The organism is Solirubrobacter phytolaccae (assembly GCF_027587195.1).
Classification (GTDB): domain Bacteria; phylum Actinomycetota; class Thermoleophilia; order Solirubrobacterales; family Solirubrobacteraceae; genus Solirubrobacter; species Solirubrobacter phytolaccae.
In genome coordinates this window covers 56,619-79,255 of the sequence record NZ_JAPDDP010000010.1, presented here as the reverse complement: position 1 = coordinate 79,255, position 22,637 = coordinate 56,619, and the positions used below count along the sequence as shown (strand labels likewise).

The window sequence follows — 22,637 nt, the reverse complement described above, 5'->3', positions numbered from 1 at the left end:
GCTACTCGTGCGGCAGCGTGGTGACCCAGAGGTCGCCGCGCCGAGCGACCACGCCGCGCTCCTCGAGCCCGTACAGCGCGACGTCGACGATCGCGCGTTCGTGCTCGTCCAGCGCCTGCGCGGCGATCGGCGCCCAGGGGAGGTCGGCGAGCTGCTCGCCGGTGAGCGGCGTGATCATCAGGTGTGAGACGAGCGCGCGGCGGATCGCGTGCCAGACGGCCTTCTCCGGATGCTTCTCGAACTGCGCGTAGCGGCGTAGAGTGAGCTCGACCGTGCCCGGCACGTCGTCGACCGGCGGCCCGTGCCCCGAGATGCAGCGCGCTGGTCGTAGGGACGCGATCGTTCGCACAGACTCGATCATCGTCTCCAGCGCGCCCTCGGCCCACGGGCCGCCAAAGGGGACCCACGCGACGTCGCCGCGCTGCATCAGGTCGCCGGTGATCGCGGTGCGCGTCGGCTCGTGCCAGTACGCGACGTGCCCCGGCGTCTGGCCGGGCGTGTGGACGACGACGAGCTCGCCGATCGTGTCGCCGTCGCGCAGCGCGCGGTCGACGCGGTAGGGCGGGATCGCGAAGCCCAGCCACGGGTCGCCGGTGCGTGGATCGCTCGTGTCGGCCTCGGCGGCGTGCGCGGCGACGGGCAGGCCGAGCGCGGCCGCGCCACCTGCGTGGTCGGCATGGAAGTGCGTCAGGGCCACTTCGGAGACCCCGGCGGCGAACGCCCGCAGGCGTGCGATGGAGGCCGGCGTGCCGCTGCCCGTGTCGATCAGCACCGAGCCGACGCGGACGACGTTCGCGCTCGGCCCGGGGCGGAGGTCGATGATGGGAGCAAGCTCATCTTTGCTTGACATGTGCGCGGTTCGTGGTTAGTTGTTCCCCAAATCGATCGCGTTCGCCCATGAACGCGTAGGGGGAGAGCCCTATGAGACGTTGGTCCTTTGGTGCAGCCGTGCTGCTGTGCCTCGGCGCACCCGGTATCGCGCAGGCCGCCGGTCCACCGACGCAGCTTACGGTCGGCGATCAAGCCCGTCCGTTGAACGTCGAGGGCGCGCCGCAGTTCGGCTGGATGCCGGGCTCCGACCGCGGCAACGACGTCCAGTCGGCCTACCGGCTGACGGTCACCAAGGCCGACGGCACGGCGCTGTGGGACAGCGGCAAGGTCGCGTCCGACGCGCAGTCCTACGTCCCGTACGGCGGCCCGGCGCTCGCGGGCGGTGAGGCGTACACGTGGTCGGTCAAGACGTGGGACGCCGGCGGCGTCGAGTCCCCGGCGGCGAGCGCGGCGTTCGAGACCGGCCTCGGCGACGGCGGCTGGTCGGGCGCGAATTGGATCCGCCGCGTGACCACCGGCAACGACTCCACCGACGACTGGACGCTCGCGCGCAAGACGTTCCCGGCGCTCGAGACCAGCCCGGTCACCCGCGCCCGGGTCTACGCGTCGGCGATGGGCAACTACCGCATCCAGGTCAATGGCAAGAGCGTCGGCATCGGCGACAACTTCGACCATCCGACCGAGGCGCAGTACTACGCGTTCGACGCCACCGACGCGGTCAAGGCCGGCGAGCCGCTCGCGCTCGGCGCGCTCTACCACTACTGGACCTGCACCTGCCAGGGCCGCGCGAACGGCCCGATCGCCAACACGACGCTGTCGGCGGCGCAGGCCGTGGACGCCACGAACCTGAAGGTCGCGAGCGTGTCCGTGTTCGACGTCGGCGACCAGATCACGGTCGGCACCGGCGCGGCCGCGGAGACCGCCACCGTGACGAAGATCGGCACGGCGGGCGCGACCGGCACCGGCATCGACGTCAGCGCGCCGCTCAAGACCGCGCACGCGAGCGGCCAGGCCGTGCTCGACCACGCCGGCCCGACCGGCCTGATCGTGAAGGCCGTCGTCGACCACGCCGACGGCACGCGCGAGACGTTCGTCTCCGACGGCACCTGGAAGGTCAGCAAGGCCAACGAGTTCACGAACGCGACCATCACGCGCCGCAACGGCGACTCGGGCGACAACGCCGAGCGCTACGACGCGCGCGGCGAGCAGGCCGGCTGGGACACGGCGAGCTTCGACGACTCCGCATGGCAGCCCGCGTACGCGATCGGCCCGCACCCGCGCCCGCTCAACCCGCTGCGCGAGACGTTCAGCCACCTCGATCCGGCGATCAGCCACCTCGACTACGAGACGGTCAAGCCGAAGACGTTCACCAAGCTCGCCGACGGCTCGATCGTCGTCGACTTCGGCAAGGTCCAGTCGGCGATGCCGCGGATCGCCTACAAGAGCGGCGTCTCCGGCCGGCAGGTCGTCGTCCAGACGAGCTACCGCCTGAACAACACGACGCTCGCCGCCGCCGCGACCGCGGGTTCCACGAACCTGAAGGTCGCCGCGGTCACCAACTTCGTCGTCGGCGACAGGATCACCGTCGACCAGGCCGCGAACGGCTACGGCGCGGGCGATCCCGAAACGCGCACGATCACCGCGGTCGGCACGGCGGGCGCGACCGGCACGGGCCTCACGCTCGACGCGCCGCTCGCGCGCGACCACGCCAACGCGCGCTTCGTCGAGGGCTCGCGCGCGGGCACGTCCACGCACGACACGCAGGGCTCCAACCTCGGCTACTGGTACACGCAGAAGGATGGGGCGCAGGTCGCGCAGCCGTTCCAGTACTGGGGCTGGCGCTACCTGCAGATCCTGCCGCCCGGCCCGGGGGAGGACCTGACCGCCGACGACATCAGCGCGGTCGTCCAGCACAGCGCGACGCCGGAGGACCGGCTCGCGACCTTCGACTCCGACAACGAGACGCTCGACGCCGTCTTCGACCTGATGCAGCACTCCGGCGTGGACTCCTCGCAGGAGGTCTTCCTCGACACGCCGACGCGTGAGAAGGGCCAGTTCACCGGCGATACGGTCGACATCTCGTTCGCGAACATGATCGCGGCGGGCGACCGCAACGCCTCCAAGCGCGCGATCCGCGAGATCATCGACAGCGCGACCCATTCGTGGAAGGCGGCATCGAGCGGCTACTGCACCGCCGCGCAGCTGCCGTGCTCGTACCCGAGCATCGGCACGCCGGGCCGCGTGAACGCCGTCTACCCGAACGGCGACAACATGCGCGACATCCCGGACTACACGCTGATGGTGCCGGACTGGGTGTGGCGCTACTACGAGCAGTCGGGCGACACGTCCGTGCTGACGTCGAGCTACGACACGCTCAAGGCGATCTCCGAGTACGTCAAGACCAACATCGCCACGTCCGGCAACGCCGCGGGCCTGGTCTACAACCTGCTCGGCGGCACCAGCTCCTACCAGTACGGGATCATCGACTGGCCGGCGCCGATGCGCTACGGCTACACGTTCACCAACAACGCGGCGCGCACGATCCATAACGCACACGCGGTCGGCACGCTGCGCAGCACCGCCAAGGTGGCGGCCGCGCTCGGCAAGACCGACGACGCCGCGGCCTACACCGCCACGGCCGACGCGCTCAGCGCCACGATCAACGCCAAGCTCCTGCGTCCCGACGGGCTCTACACCGACGGCCTGAGCTCGGCCGCCGGCAACCCGCAGATCGACAACACCGCGCAGCACGCGCAGAGCTACCCGATCTACTACGGCGTCGCGCCCGCCGACAAGGTCGCCAAGCTCGCCGACACCATCACCGCCCAGGGCATGAAGCAGGGCCCGATGACGTGGCACGTGCTGCTCAAGGCGCTCACGGACGCCGGTCGCTACGACCAGGTCGTCAAGCTCATGACGGACCCGAACGCCGACGGTCCCGCTCGCACGCTCGCCCAGCAGGGCACGTACATGTGGGAGCAGTGGAACCCGGGCTGCGCGACCACGTGGCCGTGCGTGCCGACCAACAACGAGTCGATGTCGCACGGCTGGGGCTCGTGGGGCATCGTCGACCAGATCGAGTCGCTGCTCGGCATCAGCGTCACGAGCCCGGGCGCGGCGACCGTCCGGATCGAGCCGCCCGCCGTCGAGGAGGCCGACCTGCACCGCGTGAGCGGCTCCGCCTGGACCCAGCGCGGCACGGTCACGACCGCCTGGAAGAAGACCAACGGCTCGTTCGTGCTCGACGTCAACGTCCCGGCCAACGTCAAGGCGACGGTCGCGATCCCGAACGCGAGCGCCGCCAAGTACGTCGGCGTCGGGGCCGGCGCGCCGCGCTACGTCGGCGAGCAGGGCGGTTACGCCGTGTTCGCGGTCGGCTCAGGGGCGACGCACTTCAGCGTCGGCGCGACGGCCGACACGCCGGTCGGTGGCACGGTCCCGGCCACGCTGTCGCTCTCCCTCGGCACCCCGGCGAGCTTCGGCCCGTTCACGCCGGGCCTCGACAAGGACTACACCGCCAAGACCGACGCGACCGTGATCTCCACCGCCGGTGACGCGGCGCTGACGGTGTCCGACCCCGGTCACCTCACCAACGGCGCGTTCAGCCTGCCCGAGCCGCTGCGGGTCGCCTTCAGCAAGTCGACCTGGAGCGCGCCCGTGTCCAACGACAAGGTCGACATCACGCTGCACCAGAGGATCAAGGCCAACGACCCGCTGCGCACCGGCAGCTACAGCAGGACGTTGACCTTCACCCTGTCGACGACGAACCCCTAGATCTCGGGAAGCCACCAGCGCCGGGGCGCGATGAGCTCGTTCATCTTCTGCGGGCCATAGCTCCCCGGCGCGTACCGGTGCAGCGGCGGCGGGTCCTCGAGGAGGCGCGAGGACGCCGCCCACAGGTTCTCGATGCCGTCGGAGTCCGTGAACAGCGTGCGGTCGCCGAGCATGGCGTCGTACAGCAGGCGCTCGTAGGCCTCCAGGCCCTCGGTGTTGAAGGACCCCTCGTAGGAGAACTTCATCTGGGCCTGGCCGAGCCGCATCCGCGGGCCGGGGACCTTGGCGAGGAACGAGGTCGTGATCCCGCCCGGGTCGCCGAAGTCGAAGGAGATGTGGTCGGGGCCGTAGTCCTCGACGAACGCCTTCACGTCGCGGAACATCTTGCGCGGCGGCTCGCGGAAGGCGATCGTGATCAACCGCTTGGACTCGCCCAGGGACTTGCCGGTGCGCAGGAAGAACGGCACGCCGGACCAGCGCCAGTTGTCGATCTCCGTCCGCATGGCGATGAACGTCTCGGTCTGGGAGTCCGGGTCCACGCCGTCCTCCTCGCGATAGCCCGCGTACTGGCCGCGGATCACGCAGGCGGGGTCGATCGGGCGCATCGAGCGGAAGACCTTGCCGCTCTCCTCGATGATCGAACGGCCGTCGAGCGCGGTCGGCGGTTCCATGGCGACGAAGCCGAGCACGTGGAACAGGTGCGTGACGACCATGTCGCGGTAGGCGCCGGTGCCTTCGTAGAAGCCCGCGCGGTCGATGACCGACAGGGTCTCGGGCACGTCGATCTGCACGTGGTCGATGTGGTCGCGGTTCCAGATCGGCTCGAACATGCCGTTCGCGAACCGCAGCGCCAGCAGGTTCTGAACCGCCTCACGGCCGAGGAAGTGATCGATCCGGAAGACGCGCTCCTCCGGGAAGACGGAGTGCACGAGCGCGTTGAGCTCGACCGCGCTCTTCAGGTCAACGCCGAACGGCTTCTCCAGGACCACGCGCGCGCGATCGTCCAGCCCCGCGTCGCCCAGCGCCTTGACCGTCGCGCCGAACGCCCCGGGCGGGACGGAGAGGTAGAACAGCCGGCGCGGCTTGTCGAGCTCCTTGTCGGCGTCCGCGAGCGCGCTCACCAGCGGCGCCGGGTCGTCGGCGTTGAAGGCGCTGAAGCCCAGCCGTGAGGAGAAGCGATCCCAGACCTCGCCCTTGGCGGCCTCGCCGATCGCGGTCTTCGCGACTTTGACGAAGTCCGCCTCGGAACCACCCTTGCGGGAGGTGCCGATGATCTTGTAGTTCGCGGGCATCAGCCCGGCGCGGTCGAGGTGGAACAGGCCCGGCAGCAGCTTGCGACGCGAGAGGTCGCCCAGCGCGCCGAACAGCACGATCACATGGTCGTCGGGAGTAGTTGCGCCGTCAGCTCGGGTCATCTGGCGCACGAGTATGCCAGCGGGGTGTTGAGGGACCTCCACGACCAAGGGGCTTCATTAAGGGCTCATCAACCCCGTAGGGTCCCGTGGATGGTCCATGAGGGGGCCGTGAACGAGAGGGGTTCAATGCGTTTCAAGAAGGGTCTCGCCGGTCTTGCCGGCGTAGGCGCGATGCTCGTAGTCGGGGCATTCGCTCCGTCCGCGGCGCTCGCACATCCGTGTATCTCTGAGACCGAGGCGACGCTGGGCAAGTCGCTCACACTGCACACGGGTGGCAACTGGGCCGGCGCCATGCCGACCTTCAACGAGCTCGAGCACGAGTGTGCCGAGGATCTCGACTCTTACCTGTACGACGCGTCGAAGGTCAAGACCTCCGCGGTGGGCGAGCCCGTCGGCCCGGTGGTCGCGGCCGCGGGGTACGCGATCAAGAACCTGACGCCGGTCGGCTACAGCCGTCGCGACGTGCCGCTCACGGGCGATGGTTCCGGCGTCTACAACTCGGACCTGGCCTTCAAGGACAACCTGGTCATCGCCGGTACGTACGAGGGCTTCCGCATCCTCGACTTCACGGACAAGGCGAACCCGACGGAGGTCGTGAACTACACGGGCTGCAACGTCGGTCAGGGCGACGTGATCGTCTACGGCAACCTGCTGATCCGCTCCTGGGACTCGCCGAACCACACGAACGCGATGTGCGCCGGCCAGCTCGTCGGCGCGGGCTTCGAGGGCATCCACGTCTTCGACATCTCCAACCCGGCGCAGCCGCAGCTGGTCAAGCAGTTCCGCTTCGCCGCGGACAACCCGGGCCTCGTGGGCTGCGGCTCGCACACCGCGACCGCGGTGCCGGATCCCGCTCGTGACGCGCTCTACGTCTACAACGGCGGCTCGTCCGGCACGTGCGAAGGCATCGACATCTTCAAGATCAAGATCTCGGACCCGACGCAGATCAGCGTGATCGGTCGCGCCTCGAACGAGGGCATCGACGCCAAGACCGGCGTCACGCGCGTGGGCAACAACTCCTGCCACGACAACAACGTGCTGCTGAACGTCGGCGGCACGAGCACGAGCTACGCCATGTGCGCGGGCGGCAACGGCCTCGCCATGTTCAAGTTCGACCTGACGAAGGCCGTCACCGAAGAGGGCTCGGTCGAGAAGCCGACGCAGCTCTGGACGCAGCAGATGACGTCGGTCACGACGGGCCACTCCGGCTCGTTCACCTACGACGGCAAGTACCTCATCTACGGCCACGAGCCGGGCGGCGGCTCCGCGGCCCAGTGCCAGGCGAGCAGCACGATCATCAACCGCACGCTGTACTTCATCGACCCGGTGACGGGCCAGACGAAGGGCGAGCTGCTGCACCCGCGCCCGCAGGGCTCGCGTGAGAACTGCACCTGGCACAACTTCAACGTCGTGCCGACCAAGGCCGGCTACTACGCGACGTCCGGTTCCTACCAGTCGGGCATCTCGGTGTTCGACTTCACGAACGTGGCCGCTCCGAAGGAGATCGCCTACGCCGACCCGGCTCCGCTGGAGCTGAACCCGCCGACCACCGGCATCGTCCTCGGTGGCGACTGGTCGACCTACTGGCACAACGGCACCATCTACCAGTCGGACATCAAGCGCGGTGTCCTCTCCTGGCAGCTGAACCTCGGCGGCGACGCGACGGCCACGCAGGCCAACGCCCACCTGTCGAAGATCAACACGTCCACGCAGTCGAACCCGCAGACGCAGCTGGGCTCGTACGCGCCCGACTCGCAGCCCCCGACGATCACGGCGGCGGTTGACGGCGGGAGCTTCAAGGTCGGCGCCGTCGGCACGGCCGACTACACGTGCTCCGACAACTTCGGGATCGACTCCTGCACCAGCCTGGTCGCGAGCGGCTCGCCGCTCGACACCGCGAAGCTCGGCACCAAGAGCTTCACGGTCACGGCCACCGACACCGCCGGCAACATCACGACGAAGACCATCAGCTACAAGGTCAACAGCGTGGAGTTCCCCGTGGCGATCAACGCCTCGGTCGAGGCGACGATGGGCCTGTCGCTGCCGGGCACGCTGAACTTCGGCGCGTTCGTTCCGGGCATCGCCAAGTCCTACGAGGCGAACATCGCGGCGTCGATCACGACGAACACGGCCGACACGACGCTGAGCGTGTTCGACCCGTCGGCGACGAACACCGGGCGCCTCGTCAACGGCACCCGCGCGCTCGCCACGCCGCTCACGATCAAGTTCGCGAGCGGCAACGGCGCGACCGGCCTGGCCGGTGGCCCGGTCGGCGGCACCGCGGCGCCGACGCCGCTGCTGTCGTACGCGTCGCCGTCCAACACGGCTCGCTCGGCCACGCTCTTCTTCCAGCAGAAGATCGCGGCCAACGAGACGCTGCAGAGCGGCACCTACGGCAAGACGCTCGTGTTCACCATGAGCACGACGACCCCGTAGCACCCTGATGTGACGGGCGGGAGGCGGTCTACTCGACGCCTCCCGCCTGGATCACGTCACCCTGCAGCTTCCAGTTGCCGTCCTCGAAGCGCATGATCTGGACGGCCTGGATCGGGTACGTGTCCTGCTCGCCGTTCATGACGACCTTGACCCCGGGCAGGAGCATCGGGAGCTCGAGGTCCATGGTGCGCACGGACTCCATCAGCGCCTCGCGCGTGGGCTCCTTCATCGCCTTCAGCGCCTCGATCATCGTCGAGGCCGCGGTCCAGCCGTAGGTCGTGAACGTGTCCTGCGGGTCGGCCTTGGGCTCGTGCTCCGCAATCCCCGCCTTGTACTCCTGCATCGCCGGATCGCTGTCCCACTGCGGATCCTCAGGGTCTTTGACGTAGGTCATCGACACGATCCCCTCGGCGTTCTCGAGCCCGACCGGAGCGAGGACGAGCTTCTTGGACGCGCCGACGCTGTTGAGGATGTGCAGCGGCTTCCAGTCGCTCTTGGCGATCGCCGCGATCGCCTGCGCGGAGAACTTGGGCGTCGTGATGTTCAGGAACGTGTCCGCCTTCGAAGCCGCGAGCTTGCGCATCTGCGACGTGATCGTCGGGTCGGTCACCTCGTAGCTCTCCTCGGCGATCACCTCGATGTCCGAGCCTTCGAGCGCCTTCTTGAAGCCGGTGAGCAGGTCCGAGCCGAAGCCGTCGTTCTGGAACAGCGCCGCGACCTTCGCGCCCGGCTTCTCCGCCTTCAGGTACTCGGCGTAGGCCGTCGCCTCGGACACGTAGTCGGGCTGCCAGCCCGTCGTGTACGGGTGCGCGGCGATGTCCGCGCCCCAGGCGGAGGCACCGGTGGCGACGTACACGTGCGGGACCTGCTTCTGGTTCGCGTAGTCCCAGATCGCGAGGTTGTTCGGCGTGCCGAGCGTGTTGAAGAGGGCGAACACCTGGTCCTGCTCGACCAGTCGGCGCACGTTGGTGATCGCGCGCTGCGGCTCGTAGGCGTCGTCGAGCGTGACGAACTCGATCTTGCGCCCGTCGACGCCGCCCTTGGCGTTCTCGGCCTTGAAGCGCGCCTGCGCCCCGAGCGCGATGCTCGCGTACGCGGACGCCGGCCCGCTGAACGGGTACGAGCCGCCGAGCTTGATCGAGCGGTCCGTGATGCCGGGCGCAGCCTTCGCCTCACCGCCGCCCGCGTTCGCGCCGACACCGCCGTCGGAATCACTGCGCCCGCACCCGCTCGCCAGCACCGCCGCCAGCAACGCCACGATCGACAACCACCGCATCACGCTCTCCCTCCTGTTTCGGTCTCAGGCGGACGCGGCGCGCCAGCCCGACCACACCTGTCGGCAGCACGTACATGAAGAGGATCAGAACCCCGCCGTAGATGACCGCGGCCAGCGCCTCGTTGACGTCGGCGGCGTAGACGGGGACGAATTCGATGAACAGGGCGCCGAAGATCGCTCCGGCGACGGTGGCGAGGCCGCCGACGACGACGGCCGCGAGGAACGAGAAGCTGAGGGCGAAGCCGAAGGACTCGGGCGCGACGAAGCCGACCGTGATCGTGAACATCGAGCCCGCCACGCCGGCGTAGGCGGCGCTGACGGCGAACGCGCGCGTCTTGTAGGCGGCGAGGTCCACGCCGAACGTCTTGGCGGCGATCGGGTTGTCGCGCACGGTCACGAGCGCGCGGCCGACGCGGCCGCGGACGAGCCCGGCGGCGAGCACGAACATCGGCACGAGGATCGCGAGGTTCAGCAGGTACAGCCACTGGTCGTCGGCGAGGAAGTCGAGGAAGCCAGGCACACTGGGCGAGGGCGCGGCGAGACCCTGCGTGCCGCCGGTCAGCCCGTCGAAGCGCTTGATCAGCTGCGGCGTGGCGACCGCGAGCCCGAGCGTGACGAGCGCGAGGTAGAGCCCGTGCAGGCGCAGCGCGGGGATGCCGACGGCGAACCCGGCGGCGGCGCAGATCGCGGCCGCGACGGGGATCGTCGCCAGGTGCGGCCAGCCGGACTTGGCGACCAGGATCGCGGTGACGTAGGCGCCGAGCGCGAAGAACGCGCCGTGCCCGAGCGAGATCTGGCCGCTGTAGCCGAGCAGCAGGTTCAGGCCGAGGGCGGCGACGGCGTAGGCCAGCACGAGCGTGAACTGCGTGACGCGGTAGCTGCTGAAGAAGAAGGGGAGGAGGATCGCGAGGACGAGGAGGACGATCCAGGCGATCCGCGTGCGGCTCATGCCCGCGCCACCTCCGGCGAGCCGAACAGGCCCTGGGGCCGGATCAGCAGCACGGCGAGGATCACGCCCAGCGGGACGAGGATCTTCAGGTCCTGGCCGATGAAGTCCACGTAGCCGCCGGCCAGCGCTTCGGCGACGCCGATGATCCAGCCGCCCAGCACGGCGCCGAACGGCGAGTCGAACCCGCCGAGCGTGGCCGCCGCGAACGAGTAGATGATCACCGGGCCCATCAGGTTCGGGTCCAGGAACAGGCGCGGCGCGACGAGCACGCCGGCCAGCGCGCCGCACACCGCGGCGAAGCCCCAGCCGAGCATCAGCATCCGGCCGACCGGGATCCCGACGAGCCGGCTCGCGGCCGGATCGACGGCCGCGGCGCGCATCGCCAGGCCGAGCGTCGTGTGCTGGAACACGAGCCACAGCACGCCGACGACGCCGAGCAGCACCGCGACGAGCCCGAGCGACTCCCAGGCCACGCCGATCCCGACCAGGTTGGCGCTGCCGTCCGGGAACAGGCTCGGGAAGCCGCGGTTGGTCGAGCCCCAGATCCAGCGCGCGAGCCCGTTGACGAGGATGAACAGGCCGAGCGTGACCGTCACCAGCGTCAGCTCCTGGCCGCCCTCGACGGGCCGGATCAGCACGCGCTCGATCACCATCCCGCCCACGAGCGAGACCGCGAGCGTGAGCAGGATCGCCAGGCCGAGTGGGATCCCGGCCTCGACGAGCCCCCAGGCGATGAAGGTCGAGAACATCGCGAGCTCACCCTGGGCGAAGTTGACGATCCCGGTCGAGCGGTAGATCAGTACGAGCGCGAGGGCGAGCGCGCCATAGATCGAGCCCGTGGCGATGCCGTCGATCAGGGTCTCGACGAAGCGCTCCACGTCAGTAGCCCAGGTAGGCCTTGCGCATCGACTCGTCCGCCGACACCTCGTCGGCGGTGCCGGAGAGCACGATCCGGCCGGTCTCCAGCACGTGCGCGGCGTCCGCGAACTCGAGCACGAGGTTCGCGTTCTGCTCGACGACGAGCATCGCCGTGCCCTCGTCCTCCTTGACCTGGCGCAGCACCTTGAACAGCTCGCGCGTGAGGTTCGGCGCCAGGCCGAGCGACGGCTCGTCGAGCAGCATCAGCCGGGGCTGGAGCATCAGCGCGCGGGCGATCGCGAGCATCTGCTGCTCGCCGCCGCTGAGCGTCCCGGCCCGCTGGTGCCGGCGCTCGCCGAGGCGGGGGAAGAGCGTGAAGGCGCGCTCCAGGTCCGGGCCGCCGTTGCGCCGCGCGTAGGCGCCGAGCCGCAGGTTCTCCTCGACGGTCAGCGGCGCGAACGTGCCGCGGCCCTCGGGCACGTGGGCGACGCCGAGCTTGACGATCCGCTCGGTCGCGCGGCCGGTGACGTCGTGCCCGGCGATGCGGATGCGCCCGCGCGGCTTGAGCATGCCGGAGATCGCCCGCAGCGTCGTCGTCTTGCCGGCGCCGTTGGCCCCGAGCAGTGCCACGGTCTGCCCTTCGCCCACCTCCAGCGAGATGTCCTCGAGCACGTTGACCGGCCCGTAGCCGGCGTGCACGCCTTCGACCTCCAGCAGCGCGCTCACGCCGCCGCACCCAGGTAGGCCTCGATCACGCGCGCGTCCTGCTGGACCTCGCGCGGCGGGCCGGCGGCGATCACCCGCCCGAAGTCGAGCACGACGACCTGGTCGGAGACCTGCATCACGAGCGCCATGTGGTGCTCGACCAGCAGCAGCGTCAGCTCGAGCTCGGCCGCCAGGCGCTTGAGCAGCGCGGCCAGCTCGGCGACCTCGCCGTGGCTGAGGCCGGAGGCCGGCTCGTCGAGGCACAGCAGCCGCGGCGTCTCGCACAGCGCGCGGGCGAGCTCGACCCGCTTGAGCTGCCCGTACGGGAGCCCGGCGGCGGGATGGTCGGCGAGGTGGCTGAGCCCGACGCGCTCGAGCGCGTCCTCCGCGTCGGTGGTCATCGCCCGCTCCTCGCGGCGGACCATCGGGTGATGCAGGGCGGCGGCGAGGAACCCGGAACGGCCGCGATGGTGCGCGCCGAGCATCACGTTCTCGCGCACGCTCAGCGACGGGACGAGCGCGAGGTGCTGGAACGTGCGCGCGATTCCGAGCCCGGCGATCTCGTGCGGGCGGCGGTCGAGCAGCTCGACGCCGTCGAAGCGGATCGAGCCCTGGGCCGGCTCCACCAGGCGGCTGACGCAGTTGAAGAGGGTGGTCTTGCCGGCGCCGTTGGGGCCGATGAGCCCGCACACCTGGCCGCGCTCGACCGTGAGCTCCACATCGTGGAGCGCGGTGAGCCCGCCGAAGCGGACGGTCAGGCCGGCGACCTCCAGCATCTCTCCTCCGCGAGGATCAGTACTCCTGTGAGAGCGAGATTAGACCAGTGCGGGGTGATTGAGCCAGCCGGCGAACTCCACCGCCGACAGCGGGCGCGAGATGAAGTAGCCCTGGGCGAGGTCGCAGCCGAGCGCCTCCAGCGCGTCGAGCGTGCGCTGATCCTCGACGCCCTCGGCCACCACGCGCAGCCCGAGCGTCTGCCCGAGCTGGATCGAGGTGGCGACGATCGGTCGCTCGGCGTCGTGCATGCCGGCCACGAACGTGCGGTCGACCTTGAGCTCGGAGATGGGGAAGTCGGCGAGGCGCATGAGCGACGAGTGCCCCGTGCCGAAGTCGTCGACGGACAGCTCCACGCCCAGCTCGCGCAGGGCGCGCAGCACGTGGCCGGTCATCGCGTTGTCCTCGACGGCGGCGGTCTCGGTGATCTCGAGCGTGAGGCGGTGGGCGGGGAACTCGTTGCGGCGCAGCGCGGTGAGGACGCGTCCGGGCAGGTCGGCCTCGGTGAGGTTGCCCGTGGCGAGGTTGACGCTGAGCCCGATCCGCCGGCCCGAGCGGTGCCAGCCCGAGGCCGCGGCCAGCGCGCGGTCGATCACCCAGTCGGTCAGGGGGCCCATCAGGTCGCTGCGCTCGACGGCGGGCAGGAACGCGTCGGGCGGGACGAAGACGCCGTCCGGCCGGCGCCAGCGCAGCAGCGCCTCGGCGCCGACGACCTGGCCGTCGGCGACGTTGACCAAGGGCTGGAAGTACAGGTCGAGCTCGCCGTTGTCCATCGCGTCGCGGACGTCGTCGACGAGATCGCGCTCGCGGGCGACCTCGAGTGAGTTGCGCAGGCTGAAGGCCAGCGCGCGGCCCGTGCCCTGCGCGGTCGCGAGCACCCCGAGGGCGGCGAGGATCACGGACGCGGCCGGGATCGAAAGCCACTCGTTCGCGATCAGCAGGCCGATCGAGGTGCAGGCGGCGATAAGCGCGGCGGCGTGCGTGCCGGCCCCGCCGCCGAAGAAGCTCGGGCGCGCGACCGACCTCGGCCGCCACGCGGCGACGGCCGCCAGCGCCGGCCACAGCGGGAAGATCGCGTTCGAGCCCATCACGGGCTGCCACGTGCCGTTGGCCGCGGCGAGCGTCCACAGGCCGTCGCCGATCACGAGGGCCAGCGCGCCGGCGGCGAGCAGCATCCACGTGTGCGCTCCGCGGCGCCCGGCAACGATGGCGCCGATGATCGCCACGGCGAGCAGACCGCAGTCGGCGAGCGGGTAATAGAGGTTCACGACGCGCGCGAGCTCGCTCATCGCGCCCGCGTTCTCGTTCACCCACGGCACGACGGCGGCGCTGGCGAGCGCGGTGGCGCCGAGCGCGACCGCCAGCGTCTCGAGTGCCACGGCCTTCGGCGTGCGCCGCAGCCACGGCCGCGCGAACAGCCCGCACGCGACGAAGACGAACGGATAGGACGCCAGCCAGAAGCCGTCGGCGACGTTCGGGAAGGTCAGCGTGACGCCGTGCAGGTTCCCGATCACCTGCCAGATCGAGCCGAAGCTCCAGGCCACGAGCCCGATGCCGAGCGCGCCCCAGGCCAGGCGGTCGTCCGCGACGAGCACCGCGCGGGCGACGACCGCGAGGCTCGGCACGGTCAGCAGGACGAGGTACGTCCAGTGCGTCACCAGCGGGCTCTCCACGCCAAACACCAACGCCGCCCAGTAGGCGGCGATGATGGTGCCCGACGCGATCATCGCGGCACGGGCGAGCTGGCGGTGCGGAACCATTGTCCGGTGAATCGGTCGAGCGGACCGGATCCGCAGCGCGCGGGAGGTTTGGGGGCGAACCGCGAGGTTCGCGCTAATTACCACTTGCGGCCCATGCCTTCACCTCCTTCGGACGGAGGGAGGCGATGAGCACGAGCGTGGCGCCCGTGCCGGCGATCGCGAAGGTCATGCGGCCGCCGACGCTCGCGGCGAGCGCGCCGCCGGCGAGGATCGCTGCTCCGAAGGCCCACGAGTCGAGCGCGTCGAGCAGGCCGAACGCGCGGCCGTGCGAGCGCTCGGGGACGGTCGTCTGCACGAGGTGCCGGACCGTGACGATGAACAGGCCGTTGCCGATGCCGGCGACCGCGAAGGCGAGCATCGCGAGTGGCAGGTTCGGCGCGGCGGCCGTGCCGAGCAGCCCGGCCGCGAGCAGCGCGATCGAGAGCAGATAGCGCGGGCGGGTGAGGGTGCCGGCGAGCATGCCGCAGCCGAAAGCGGTGACCAGCAGGGCGAAGCCGCTGCCGCCGGCGCCGAGCTCGTCCCGGGCGAGGACGAGCTCGGCCACGTTCGTCGTACCCGCCACGAGCATCACGGCGCCGGAGCTGGCGAAGAGGGTGCGGGTGGTGCGGTCGCGCAGCAGGGCGGCGGTGCCGCGCTCGGGCTGGTCGTCCGCGCTCGTCGTCGCCGTCGGCCGCAGCCGGGTGAGCAGCAGCGCCGAGACGGCGAAGGTGAGCGCGTTGAGGGCCAGCAGCGCCGACGGCTCGGCGACGAGCAGGACGCCGGCGGCGAGCGCCGGTCCGGCCAGCTGCCCGATCTCCCGCATCGCCCCGAAGACGCCGTTCGCGCGCATCAGCTGGTCGGGCGTGACGAGCGCGGGCAGCAGCGCGCAGGACGCGGGGCGCAGGAGGGCGGTGCTCAGGCCGGCCAGCAGCGCCAGCGCGACGAGCGAAGCCGTGCTGTGCGGGAGGAAGGCGAGGCCGGCGAAGGCGAGCGCGCCGAGCACGTCGGCGGCGATCGCGCAGCCCAGCCGGCTCGTGCGGTCGATCAAGCCGCCCAGGAGCGGGCCGAGGAACATCGCGGGGGCGAGGTCGGCCAGCAGCACCGCGGTCGCGCCCCACGCGCTGCCCAGCACCTCGTAGGCGAGCAGCAGGATCGCGACGTAGCCGGCGCCCGTGCCCAGGGAGCTCTGGAGGTGAGCGGCGAAGAAGGGACGGGCGCGGTGCATGGCGGCCATATTCGGAGCGGCCGGCTATGGCTCGGTTATGTCCGGGTAAAGGCAGTCGGGATGGACGCGGACGTGATCGTGGTCGGGGCGGGCAACGCCGGGATGTCGGCGGCGCTGGCGGCGCGTGAGCGCGGCGCGTCGGTGCTCGTGCTGGAGAAGGCAGCGCGCGAGTGGTCGGGCGGGAACTCGGCGTTCACGGCGGGCGCGACGCGGCTGGCGCACGGCGGCCTCGAGGACGTGCTGGATCTCGTCGAGCAGGACGAACGCCACGCCGTCACGGACCTGCCGCCGTACACGGACTTCGCCGCCGACCTGGAGCGCGTCACGCTCGGCCGCGGCGACCCCGACATGGCGCGCGTGCTCGTCGGTGATTCGGGTGACGCGCTGCGCTGGCTCGCGGGCCGCGGCGTGCGCTTCCGGCTCATGTACGAGCGCCAGGCCCACGAGACCGACGGGCGCTGGACGTTCTGGGGCGGCCTCGCGGTCGGCGTCGTGGACGGCGGGCGCGGGCTGGTCGACCAGCAGGCCGCCGCGGCCGCGCGCTTCGGCATCGAGGTCCGCCACGAGGCCGCGGTCGAGTCGCTGGCCGAAGATAAAGCCCCAGGTCCTTTAAGTTTGGTCATTCGCCGGCCGGATGGCTCGCGGGCGACGCTGAGCGCGCGGTCGGTCGTGCTCGCGGCGGGCGGCTTCGAGTCCAACCCGCGGCTACGGGCGGGCTATCTCGGCCCGAACTGGGACGTGGCCAAGGTGCGCGGGACGCCGCACAACACCGGCGAGGTGCTGGAGGCGGCGCTGGCCGCGGGCGCCGCGCCGTACGGGCACTGGAGCGGCTGCCACGCGATCCAGTGGGACGCGGGCGCGCCGCCGACCGGCGACCTGGAGCTCACCAACCGCTTCTCCCGCCAGTCGTATCCGGTGGGGATCGTCGTGAACCGCGACGGTGAGCGCTTCATCGACGAGGGCGCGGACTTCCGCAACTACACCTACGCCAAGTACGGCGCGGAGGTGCTGCGCCAGCCCGACGGCGTCGCGTTCCAGGTCTTCGACGCGCGCTCGGCGAAGCTGCTGCGCGGGATCGACTACGACGCTCCCGGGAACACGCGCGTCGTGGCCGAGACGCTGGGGGAGTTGGCCGCCGCGCTGCGGATCGACGGTGAGCGCTTCGAGCGCACGGTGCGCGATTTCAACGCCGCGATCACCGGCGGGCCGTTCGATCCCGCGATCAAGGACGGGCTGCGCACCGACGGGCTCGCGGTGCCCAAGTCCAACTGGGCGCTGCCGGTCGCCGAGCCGCCGTTCGTCGCCTTCCCGGTCACGTGCGGGATCACGTTCACGTTCGGCGGGCTGCGCGTGGACGAGCAGGCGCGGGTGCTCGACCTGAGCGGCAAGCCGATGCCGGGGTTGCACGCGTGCGGGGAGCTCGTCGGCGGGCTGTTCTTCCACAACTACCCCGGCGGATCGGGGCTCACCGCGGGCACCGTGTACGGGCGCCGGGCCGGCTACGCGGCCGCTACGGCGTAGCCCGGCGGCGAAAATACGGCAATCCTGCCGCTGCTACGGCGGCCACGACCCGAGATGGTTGACGGCATGAACCTCTACGCCATCCGCCGCCGTGACTTCTGGGGTACGCCCGAGGAGCTGCAAGAGACCGCCGCCCGCTCCGCCGAGGTGGGCGCGGAGATGTCCGAGGACGTCCGCTGGATCCGCACCTACGTCGTCCAGGAGGAGTCGGGCAAGCTCGGCACCGTGTGCCTGTACGAGGGCACGAGCGCGGCCAAGGTCCGCGAGCAGGCCGAGCGCACCGGCATGCCGGCCGACGAGATCACGCTCGTCGCGGACACCGTCATCGTCAACCCGGATCCAGTCTCGGGCAAAGCCCTCGCCTAACGGCTTGCGCTTTGCTGGGAGTACTCGCCTGGCGGCTCGTACCTCCCGCGCGGATTGGTCGGCGTGGGCGTAGGGTTTGCGCGTGCCTAGCCAGCCGTTGATTGGACGCCGCCGCGAGCTCGCCTGGCTCGGTGAGGCGGCGAACGAGGCGCTCGCCGGACGCGGCGCGCTCGTGCTGCTGGCGGGCGAGGCCGGGGTCGGCAAGACCCACCTGGCCGAATCCGCGTTCGCCGGCGGACCGGTCCTGCGCGGCGCGGCTCTCCCCCCGGGTGCCGCGCCGTACGGGCCGATCGTGGCCGCCCTCCGGTGGCGGCTGCGCGACGTTCCCGACGCGCTGGACGGCTGCGGGCCATTGCGCGCGCACCTCGCGCGGCTGCTGCCCGAGCTGGGCCCGGCGGCGGAGACGAGCGACCGCGCGACGATGTTCGAGGCGATCCGCGCGGCCCTCGCCGCGGTCGCCCCGGCCGTGATCCTGCTCGACGACCTGCAGTGGTCCGACGGCGCGACGCTCGAGCTGCTCTCGGCGCTGGCCGCGCCGGTCCAGGAGCTGCCGATCCTGCTCGTGGCCACGTACCGCTCGGACGAGATCGGCCGCGGCCACGCGCTGCGCCGACTACGCGCCGACCTGCGCCGAGCCCGCACGCTGCGCGAGCTCGTGGTCGGCCCGCTCGACGCGCAGGCGAGCCGCGAGCTCGCCGAGCGCACCCTCGGCGCCGCGCCCGCCCCGGCGCTCGCCGCGGCCCTGTACGACCGCACGCAGGGCATCCCGTTCTTCATCCAGGAGCTCGCGGCGGTCCTGCAGGCGGGCGACCGCCTCAGCGCGGGCCCCGACGGCCTCGAGCTGCTGCACGACACCGAGGTCCCGATCCCGGAGACGATCCGCGACGCGGTGCTGGCGCGCACGATGGGCCTGTCCGACGCGGGCCGCGCCGCGGCCGAGGCGGCGGCGGTCGTCGGTCCGGAGTTCCGGCTCGACCTCGCGCCGGCCCTCGACGAGCTGCTGGAGGCCGGGCTCATCGTCGAGTCCCGGCCGGGTCACGCCGCCTTCCGCCACGCGCTCGTGCACGGCGCGATCTACGAGGACGTCCCGTGGCGGCGGCGCCGCGACCTGCACGCCGCGTTCGCCGACGCGCTCCAGTTCGGCGGCGCCCCAAGCCGCGAGATCGCCGCCCATCGGCTCGCCGCCGGCGACCGCGAGCGCGCCCTCGACGCGTTCCTGGCCTCCGCCCGCGAGCTCGCCTACGTGCACGCGCACCGCGACGCCGCCGCGGCCGCCCTGCAGGCGCTGGACCTGTGGCCCGACGGCGAGCGTCCCGAGGAGCGGCTCGCCGCGCTCGACGTCTACGCGCAGTCGGCGGAGCTGGCCGGTGACCTGCCGGAGGCCACGCGCGCGCTCCGGGAGGCGATCGCCGTGCGCCGCGCGGGCGTGATCGGCGGGCTCAGCGCGGAGACGCCCGACGCCGAGGCCGTGGCCGCGCTCGCCACCACCGAGCGCCGGCTCGCCGGGCTGTTCGAGCTCCAGGGCGACCGCGAGCACGCGCTGCTCACGCGCCGCAGCGCGGCTGCCGCGTTCGACCTCGCGCACCTCCCGGGCGAGGCCGCGGCCGAGCGGCTGCTGCTCGCCGCGTACGGGCAGAGCGCGGGCCGGCATGCCGAGGCGGCCGAGCTGGCGCGCACCGCGCAGGCCGACGGCGAGCGCGCCGGCCGCAGCGACCTCCGCGCCCGCGCGCTCGGCCTCGAAGGTGTCGCGCGGGCCAAGCGCGGCGAGTTCGCGGAGGGCGTCGAGACGATCCGCGCGGGGCTCGCGCTCGCGCTCGAGCACGAGCTGACGACCGAGGCCGCCGAGCTCTACCAGCGGCTCGCGACCGCGATGGAGACCGCGGCCGACTACGGCGGCGCGCGCGAGGCGCTCAGCGCGGCAGTGGCCCTCTGCGAGGTGTCGGGCGCGAGCGGGCAGGAGCAGACATGCCTGAGCTGCATGGCCTACGTCCTGCGCGAGCTCGGCGACTGGGACCAGGCCGCCACGCTCTGCCAGGAGCTGGGCGCCGGCACCGCCCGCGCGGACGACGCGCTCGTCGCCGACGGCATCCTCGGCTCCGTCCTGGCCTTCCGCGGCGATACGCAAGCCGCCGAGCCGCTGCTGATGCGTTGCCGCACGACCTCGGTCCGGCTGGACGTCGTCTCGATGGGCGTCGACAGCGCCTCGGTCCTCGCGTGGTCGGCGGCGCAGGCCGGCGACCTGGCGAGCGCGAGCGAGCACGCCCGCGCCGTGCTGGCCCGCTGGGAGCGCAGCGAGGACCACCACTACGCGATCTGGGGCCTGCGCTCGGCTGCGGCGATCTTCGTCGCGCACGGCGATCTCGCCCGGGCGCGCGCGTGCGCGGCCGCCCTGTCGAGCATCGCCGCCGCGACCGGCCACGCGGACGCGCTCGCCGCCCTCGCGCACGCCCTGGCCGAGGTCGCGCTCGCCGAGGGGGAGGCCGACGCCGCCGCCGACAAGCTCGGCCGCGCGCTCGAGCTGCACGCCGACCTCGAGCTGCCGTTCGAGCGCGCGCAGATCGCGTTGCGCGCGGGCGTGGCGCTCGCCGCGGCCGGCCGTCGTGAGCTCGCGCTCCAGCGCCTGGAGGAGAGCTACCGGACCGCGCGCAGACTCAATGCGCGCCCGCTGGTCGCCGCCGCCACCGCGGAGTTCGAGCGCCTGGGGGAGCCGCTGGAGCGCCGGCTCGGCCGCCGCGCCGCCGAGCAGCACGCCGCAGCTGGGCTCTCCCGCCGCGAGCTGGAGGTCACCCGGCTCGTCTCGCTCGGGCGCACCAACCGCGAGATCGCGCGCGAGCTGTTCCTCAGCCCGCGCACGGTCGACATGCACGTCCGCAACATCCTCGCCAAGCTCAGCTGCCGCACGCGGACCGAGGCCGCGAGCCGCGCCGCCGAGCTCGGCTTACTCGGTGGTTGAGCCTTCGTACAGCGAGTCGACGTCGCCCGCGTACTTGTTGTAGACCACCGAGCGCTTGACCTTCAGCGTCGGCGTCAGCTCGCCCTCCTCCTGGGAGAGGTCACGCGGGAGGATCGCGAAGCGCTTGATCTGCTCGATCCGGGCGAAGCGCTGGTTGATCTTGTCGATGTCCTCCCAGATGCGCTCGCGGACCTTCTCGTCGCGCGCCATCGTCTCCGGGTCGGCGGACACGCCGAGCTCAGCGGCGAGCTTGGGCGCCTCGTCGGGGTCGATCGTCACCAGCGCGACCAGGTACGAGCGGCGGTCGCCGGCCGCGATCGCCTGCGAGATCCAGCGCGTCTCACGCAGCGCCGACTCGAGCATCTCCGGCGAGACGTTCTTGCCCGAGGACGTGATGATCAGGTCCTTCTTGCGGCCCGTGATGCGCACGTAGCCGTCGACGATCTCGCCGAGATCGCCCGTATGCAGCCAGCCCTCGCGGTCGATGATCGCCGCCGTGGCGTCCTCGTTGCGGTGGTAGCCCTTGAACACGAGCGGGCCGCGCACGAGGATCTCGCCGTCCTCCCCGAGCGAGACCTCGACGCCGGAGAGCGGGCGCCCGACCGAGCCGACCTGCACCTCGGTCAGCGTGTTCAGCGTCGCCGCCGCGCACGTCTCGGTCAGTCCGTAGCCCTCGAGCACCGGCACGCCACACGCGTAGAAGAACTCGATCACCTCGGCGCCGATCGGCGCCGCGCCGGTGATCAAGACCGGGTCGTTCGGCCCCAGCGCGTTCTTGACCTTCGACAGGGCCAGCTTGTGGCCGAGCGCCGCCTGGACCTTGACCAGGGGGTTGACCGAACCGCCGTCGCGCTTGGCCTTGGCCACGGTCTCACCCGTGGACAGGGCGCGCTTGAAGATCGCTGCCTTGGCGCCGCCGGCGGACTCCGCGGTGCTGATCACGCGGGTCATGATCTTCTCGAGCAAGCGCGGGACGGTCGGGATGTGCGTCGGCTTGGCCTCGGCGATGTCGGCCGCGAGGTTCTTCGTGTCGCCGCCCCAGAACGCGAGCGTGCCGCCGACGTCCAGCGTGACGAACGAGACCATGCGCGCGAGCACGTGCGCGAGCGGCAGGTACTGGAAGATCACCGGCGGCTTGTCGCGCAGCTCGAGCCGGTCGATGTATGCGCCCGCCGTGTACAGGAGGTTCGCGTGGGAGAGCACGCAGCCCTTCGGCGGGCCGGTCGTGCCGCTCGTGTAGACGATCGTCGCCGTGTCCTCGGGGGCGACGGCCGCGGTGCGCTCGCGCGCGACCTGGTCGCCGGTCTCGGCGCCGCGCGACCGCAGGTCGGCGAGCGTGATCGCGTCCTCGGCGTCCCCGGTGAGCACGACGACGTGCTCCAGCTCGGGCAGCTGCTCGCGGACCGACGCGATCTTCGCGGCCTGGCTCGCGTCCTCCAGCAGCACGACCTTCGCGCCGCTGTGCTGGAGCACGTACTCGCATTCCTCGGGCGAGTTGGTGTGGTAGACGGGCACGACGACGGCGCCCGCGCAGAACGCGCCGAAGTCGGCGAGCGTCCACTCGGGGATCGTCCCGCACAGGATCGCGACGGGGTCGCCGGACTCGACGCCCAGGGAGGCGAGGCCGCCGGCGATCTCGCGGATCCCGAGGCCGAAGTCGGCGTAGCTGAGCGCGGGCCGGCCCGGAGCGCGCATCGCGTCCCCCGAATGACGGTCGGCGGCGGCGAGCGCGAGGCCGCCGAGCGAGCGCAGGTCGGCGGAGGATGAGCGTTGGGCAGTGTCGGCCATGTTGAGCCAACCCTACTTCGAACGCGT

15 protein-coding genes are annotated in these 22,637 nt (G+C 71.6%); 5 read left to right on the top strand and 10 right to left on the bottom strand.

Annotated features, from left to right (window positions below; all coding sequences use genetic code 11):
* Position 1: 1 nt before the first annotated feature.
* Positions 2-850, bottom strand: a complete 849-nt coding sequence (locus OJ997_RS07725; RefSeq protein WP_270024493.1) for an MBL fold metallo-hydrolase — start codon at positions 848-850, stop codon at positions 2-4.
* Positions 851-921: 71 nt separating this feature from the next.
* Here OJ997_RS07725 and OJ997_RS07720 point away from each other — a divergent pair, with 71 nt between their 5' ends.
* Positions 922-4,605, top strand: a complete 3,684-nt coding sequence (locus OJ997_RS07720; protein WP_443732121.1) for an alpha-L-rhamnosidase-related protein — start codon at positions 922-924, stop codon at positions 4,603-4,605.
* Here the strand turns inward: OJ997_RS07720 and zwf are convergent.
* Positions 4,602-6,020: a glucose-6-phosphate dehydrogenase gene (gene zwf / locus OJ997_RS07715; protein WP_270024491.1), complete on the bottom strand. Its 1,419-nt coding sequence runs from the start codon at positions 6,018-6,020 to the stop codon at positions 4,602-4,604. The genes OJ997_RS07720 and zwf overlap by 4 nt on opposite strands.
* Before the next feature lie 171 nt (positions 6,021-6,191).
* On the opposite strand from zwf, the gene OJ997_RS07710 reads away from it, so the two are divergent.
* The gene (locus OJ997_RS07710; protein ID WP_270024490.1) at positions 6,192-8,456 is read left to right on the top strand and encodes an LVIVD repeat-containing protein; all 2,265 of its coding nucleotides are present in this window, start codon (positions 6,192-6,194) and stop codon (positions 8,454-8,456) included.
* A 28-nt stretch (positions 8,457-8,484) separates the two neighbouring features.
* Here the strand turns inward: OJ997_RS07710 and OJ997_RS07705 are convergent, their stop codons facing one another.
* The 7 genes from OJ997_RS07705 to OJ997_RS07675 all read right to left on the bottom strand — a co-directional run bounded on the left by OJ997_RS07705 (position 8,485) and on the right by OJ997_RS07675 (position 15,982).
* A complete protein-coding gene (locus tag OJ997_RS07705) occupies positions 8,485-9,732 on the bottom strand; it encodes an ABC transporter substrate-binding protein (RefSeq protein WP_270024489.1) in 1,248 nt (415 codons plus the stop codon).
* Positions 9,668-10,681: a branched-chain amino acid ABC transporter permease gene (locus OJ997_RS07700; RefSeq protein ID WP_270024488.1), complete on the bottom strand. Its 1,014-nt coding sequence runs from the start codon at positions 10,679-10,681 to the stop codon at positions 9,668-9,670. Before OJ997_RS07700 ends, OJ997_RS07705 begins: the two co-directional genes overlap by 65 nt.
* Positions 10,678-11,559: a branched-chain amino acid ABC transporter permease gene (locus OJ997_RS07695; RefSeq protein ID WP_270024487.1), complete on the bottom strand. Its 882-nt coding sequence runs from the start codon at positions 11,557-11,559 to the stop codon at positions 10,678-10,680. Before OJ997_RS07695 ends, OJ997_RS07700 begins: the two co-directional genes overlap by 4 nt.
* Before the next feature lies 1 nt (position 11,560).
* Positions 11,561-12,265, bottom strand: coding sequence for an ABC transporter ATP-binding protein (locus tag OJ997_RS07690; RefSeq protein WP_270024486.1), 705 nt, complete (start codon positions 12,263-12,265; stop codon positions 11,561-11,563).
* Positions 12,262-13,020: an ABC transporter ATP-binding protein gene (locus OJ997_RS07685; RefSeq protein WP_270024485.1), complete on the bottom strand. Its 759-nt coding sequence runs from the start codon at positions 13,018-13,020 to the stop codon at positions 12,262-12,264. The genes OJ997_RS07690 and OJ997_RS07685 overlap by 4 nt, the downstream gene beginning before the upstream one ends.
* Positions 13,021-13,059: 39 nt before the next feature.
* On the bottom strand, positions 13,060-14,778 hold the full coding sequence (locus OJ997_RS07680; protein ID WP_270024484.1) for a putative bifunctional diguanylate cyclase/phosphodiesterase: 1,719 nt from the start codon (positions 14,776-14,778) through the stop codon (positions 13,060-13,062).
* A 73-nt stretch (positions 14,779-14,851) separates the two neighbouring features.
* On the bottom strand, positions 14,852-15,982 hold the full coding sequence (locus OJ997_RS07675; protein WP_270024483.1) for an MFS transporter: 1,131 nt from the start codon (positions 15,980-15,982) through the stop codon (positions 14,852-14,854).
* Positions 15,983-16,042: 60 nt separating this feature from the next.
* Here OJ997_RS07675 and tcuA point away from each other — a divergent pair, with 60 nt between their 5' ends.
* From tcuA to OJ997_RS07660, 3 genes are all read left to right on the top strand, one after another.
* Positions 16,043-17,503, top strand: a complete 1,461-nt coding sequence (tcuA, locus tag OJ997_RS07670) for an FAD-dependent tricarballylate dehydrogenase TcuA (protein WP_270024482.1) — start codon at positions 16,043-16,045, stop codon at positions 17,501-17,503.
* Between the two features lie 66 nt (positions 17,504-17,569).
* Positions 17,570-17,869 (top strand): DUF4242 domain-containing protein, encoded by a 300-nt coding sequence (locus OJ997_RS07665; protein WP_270024481.1) that lies wholly within the window; start codon positions 17,570-17,572, stop codon positions 17,867-17,869.
* A gap of 82 nt (positions 17,870-17,951) precedes the next feature.
* On the top strand, positions 17,952-20,822 hold the full coding sequence (locus OJ997_RS07660; protein ID WP_270024480.1) for a helix-turn-helix transcriptional regulator: 2,871 nt from the start codon (positions 17,952-17,954) through the stop codon (positions 20,820-20,822).
* Here OJ997_RS07660 and OJ997_RS07655 read toward each other — a convergent pair.
* Positions 20,808-22,610 (bottom strand): AMP-dependent synthetase/ligase, encoded by a 1,803-nt coding sequence (locus tag OJ997_RS07655; protein WP_270024479.1) that lies wholly within the window; start codon positions 22,608-22,610, stop codon positions 20,808-20,810. The two genes, OJ997_RS07660 and OJ997_RS07655, sit on opposite strands and share 15 nt — an antisense overlap.
* Positions 22,611-22,637 lie beyond the last annotated feature (27 nt).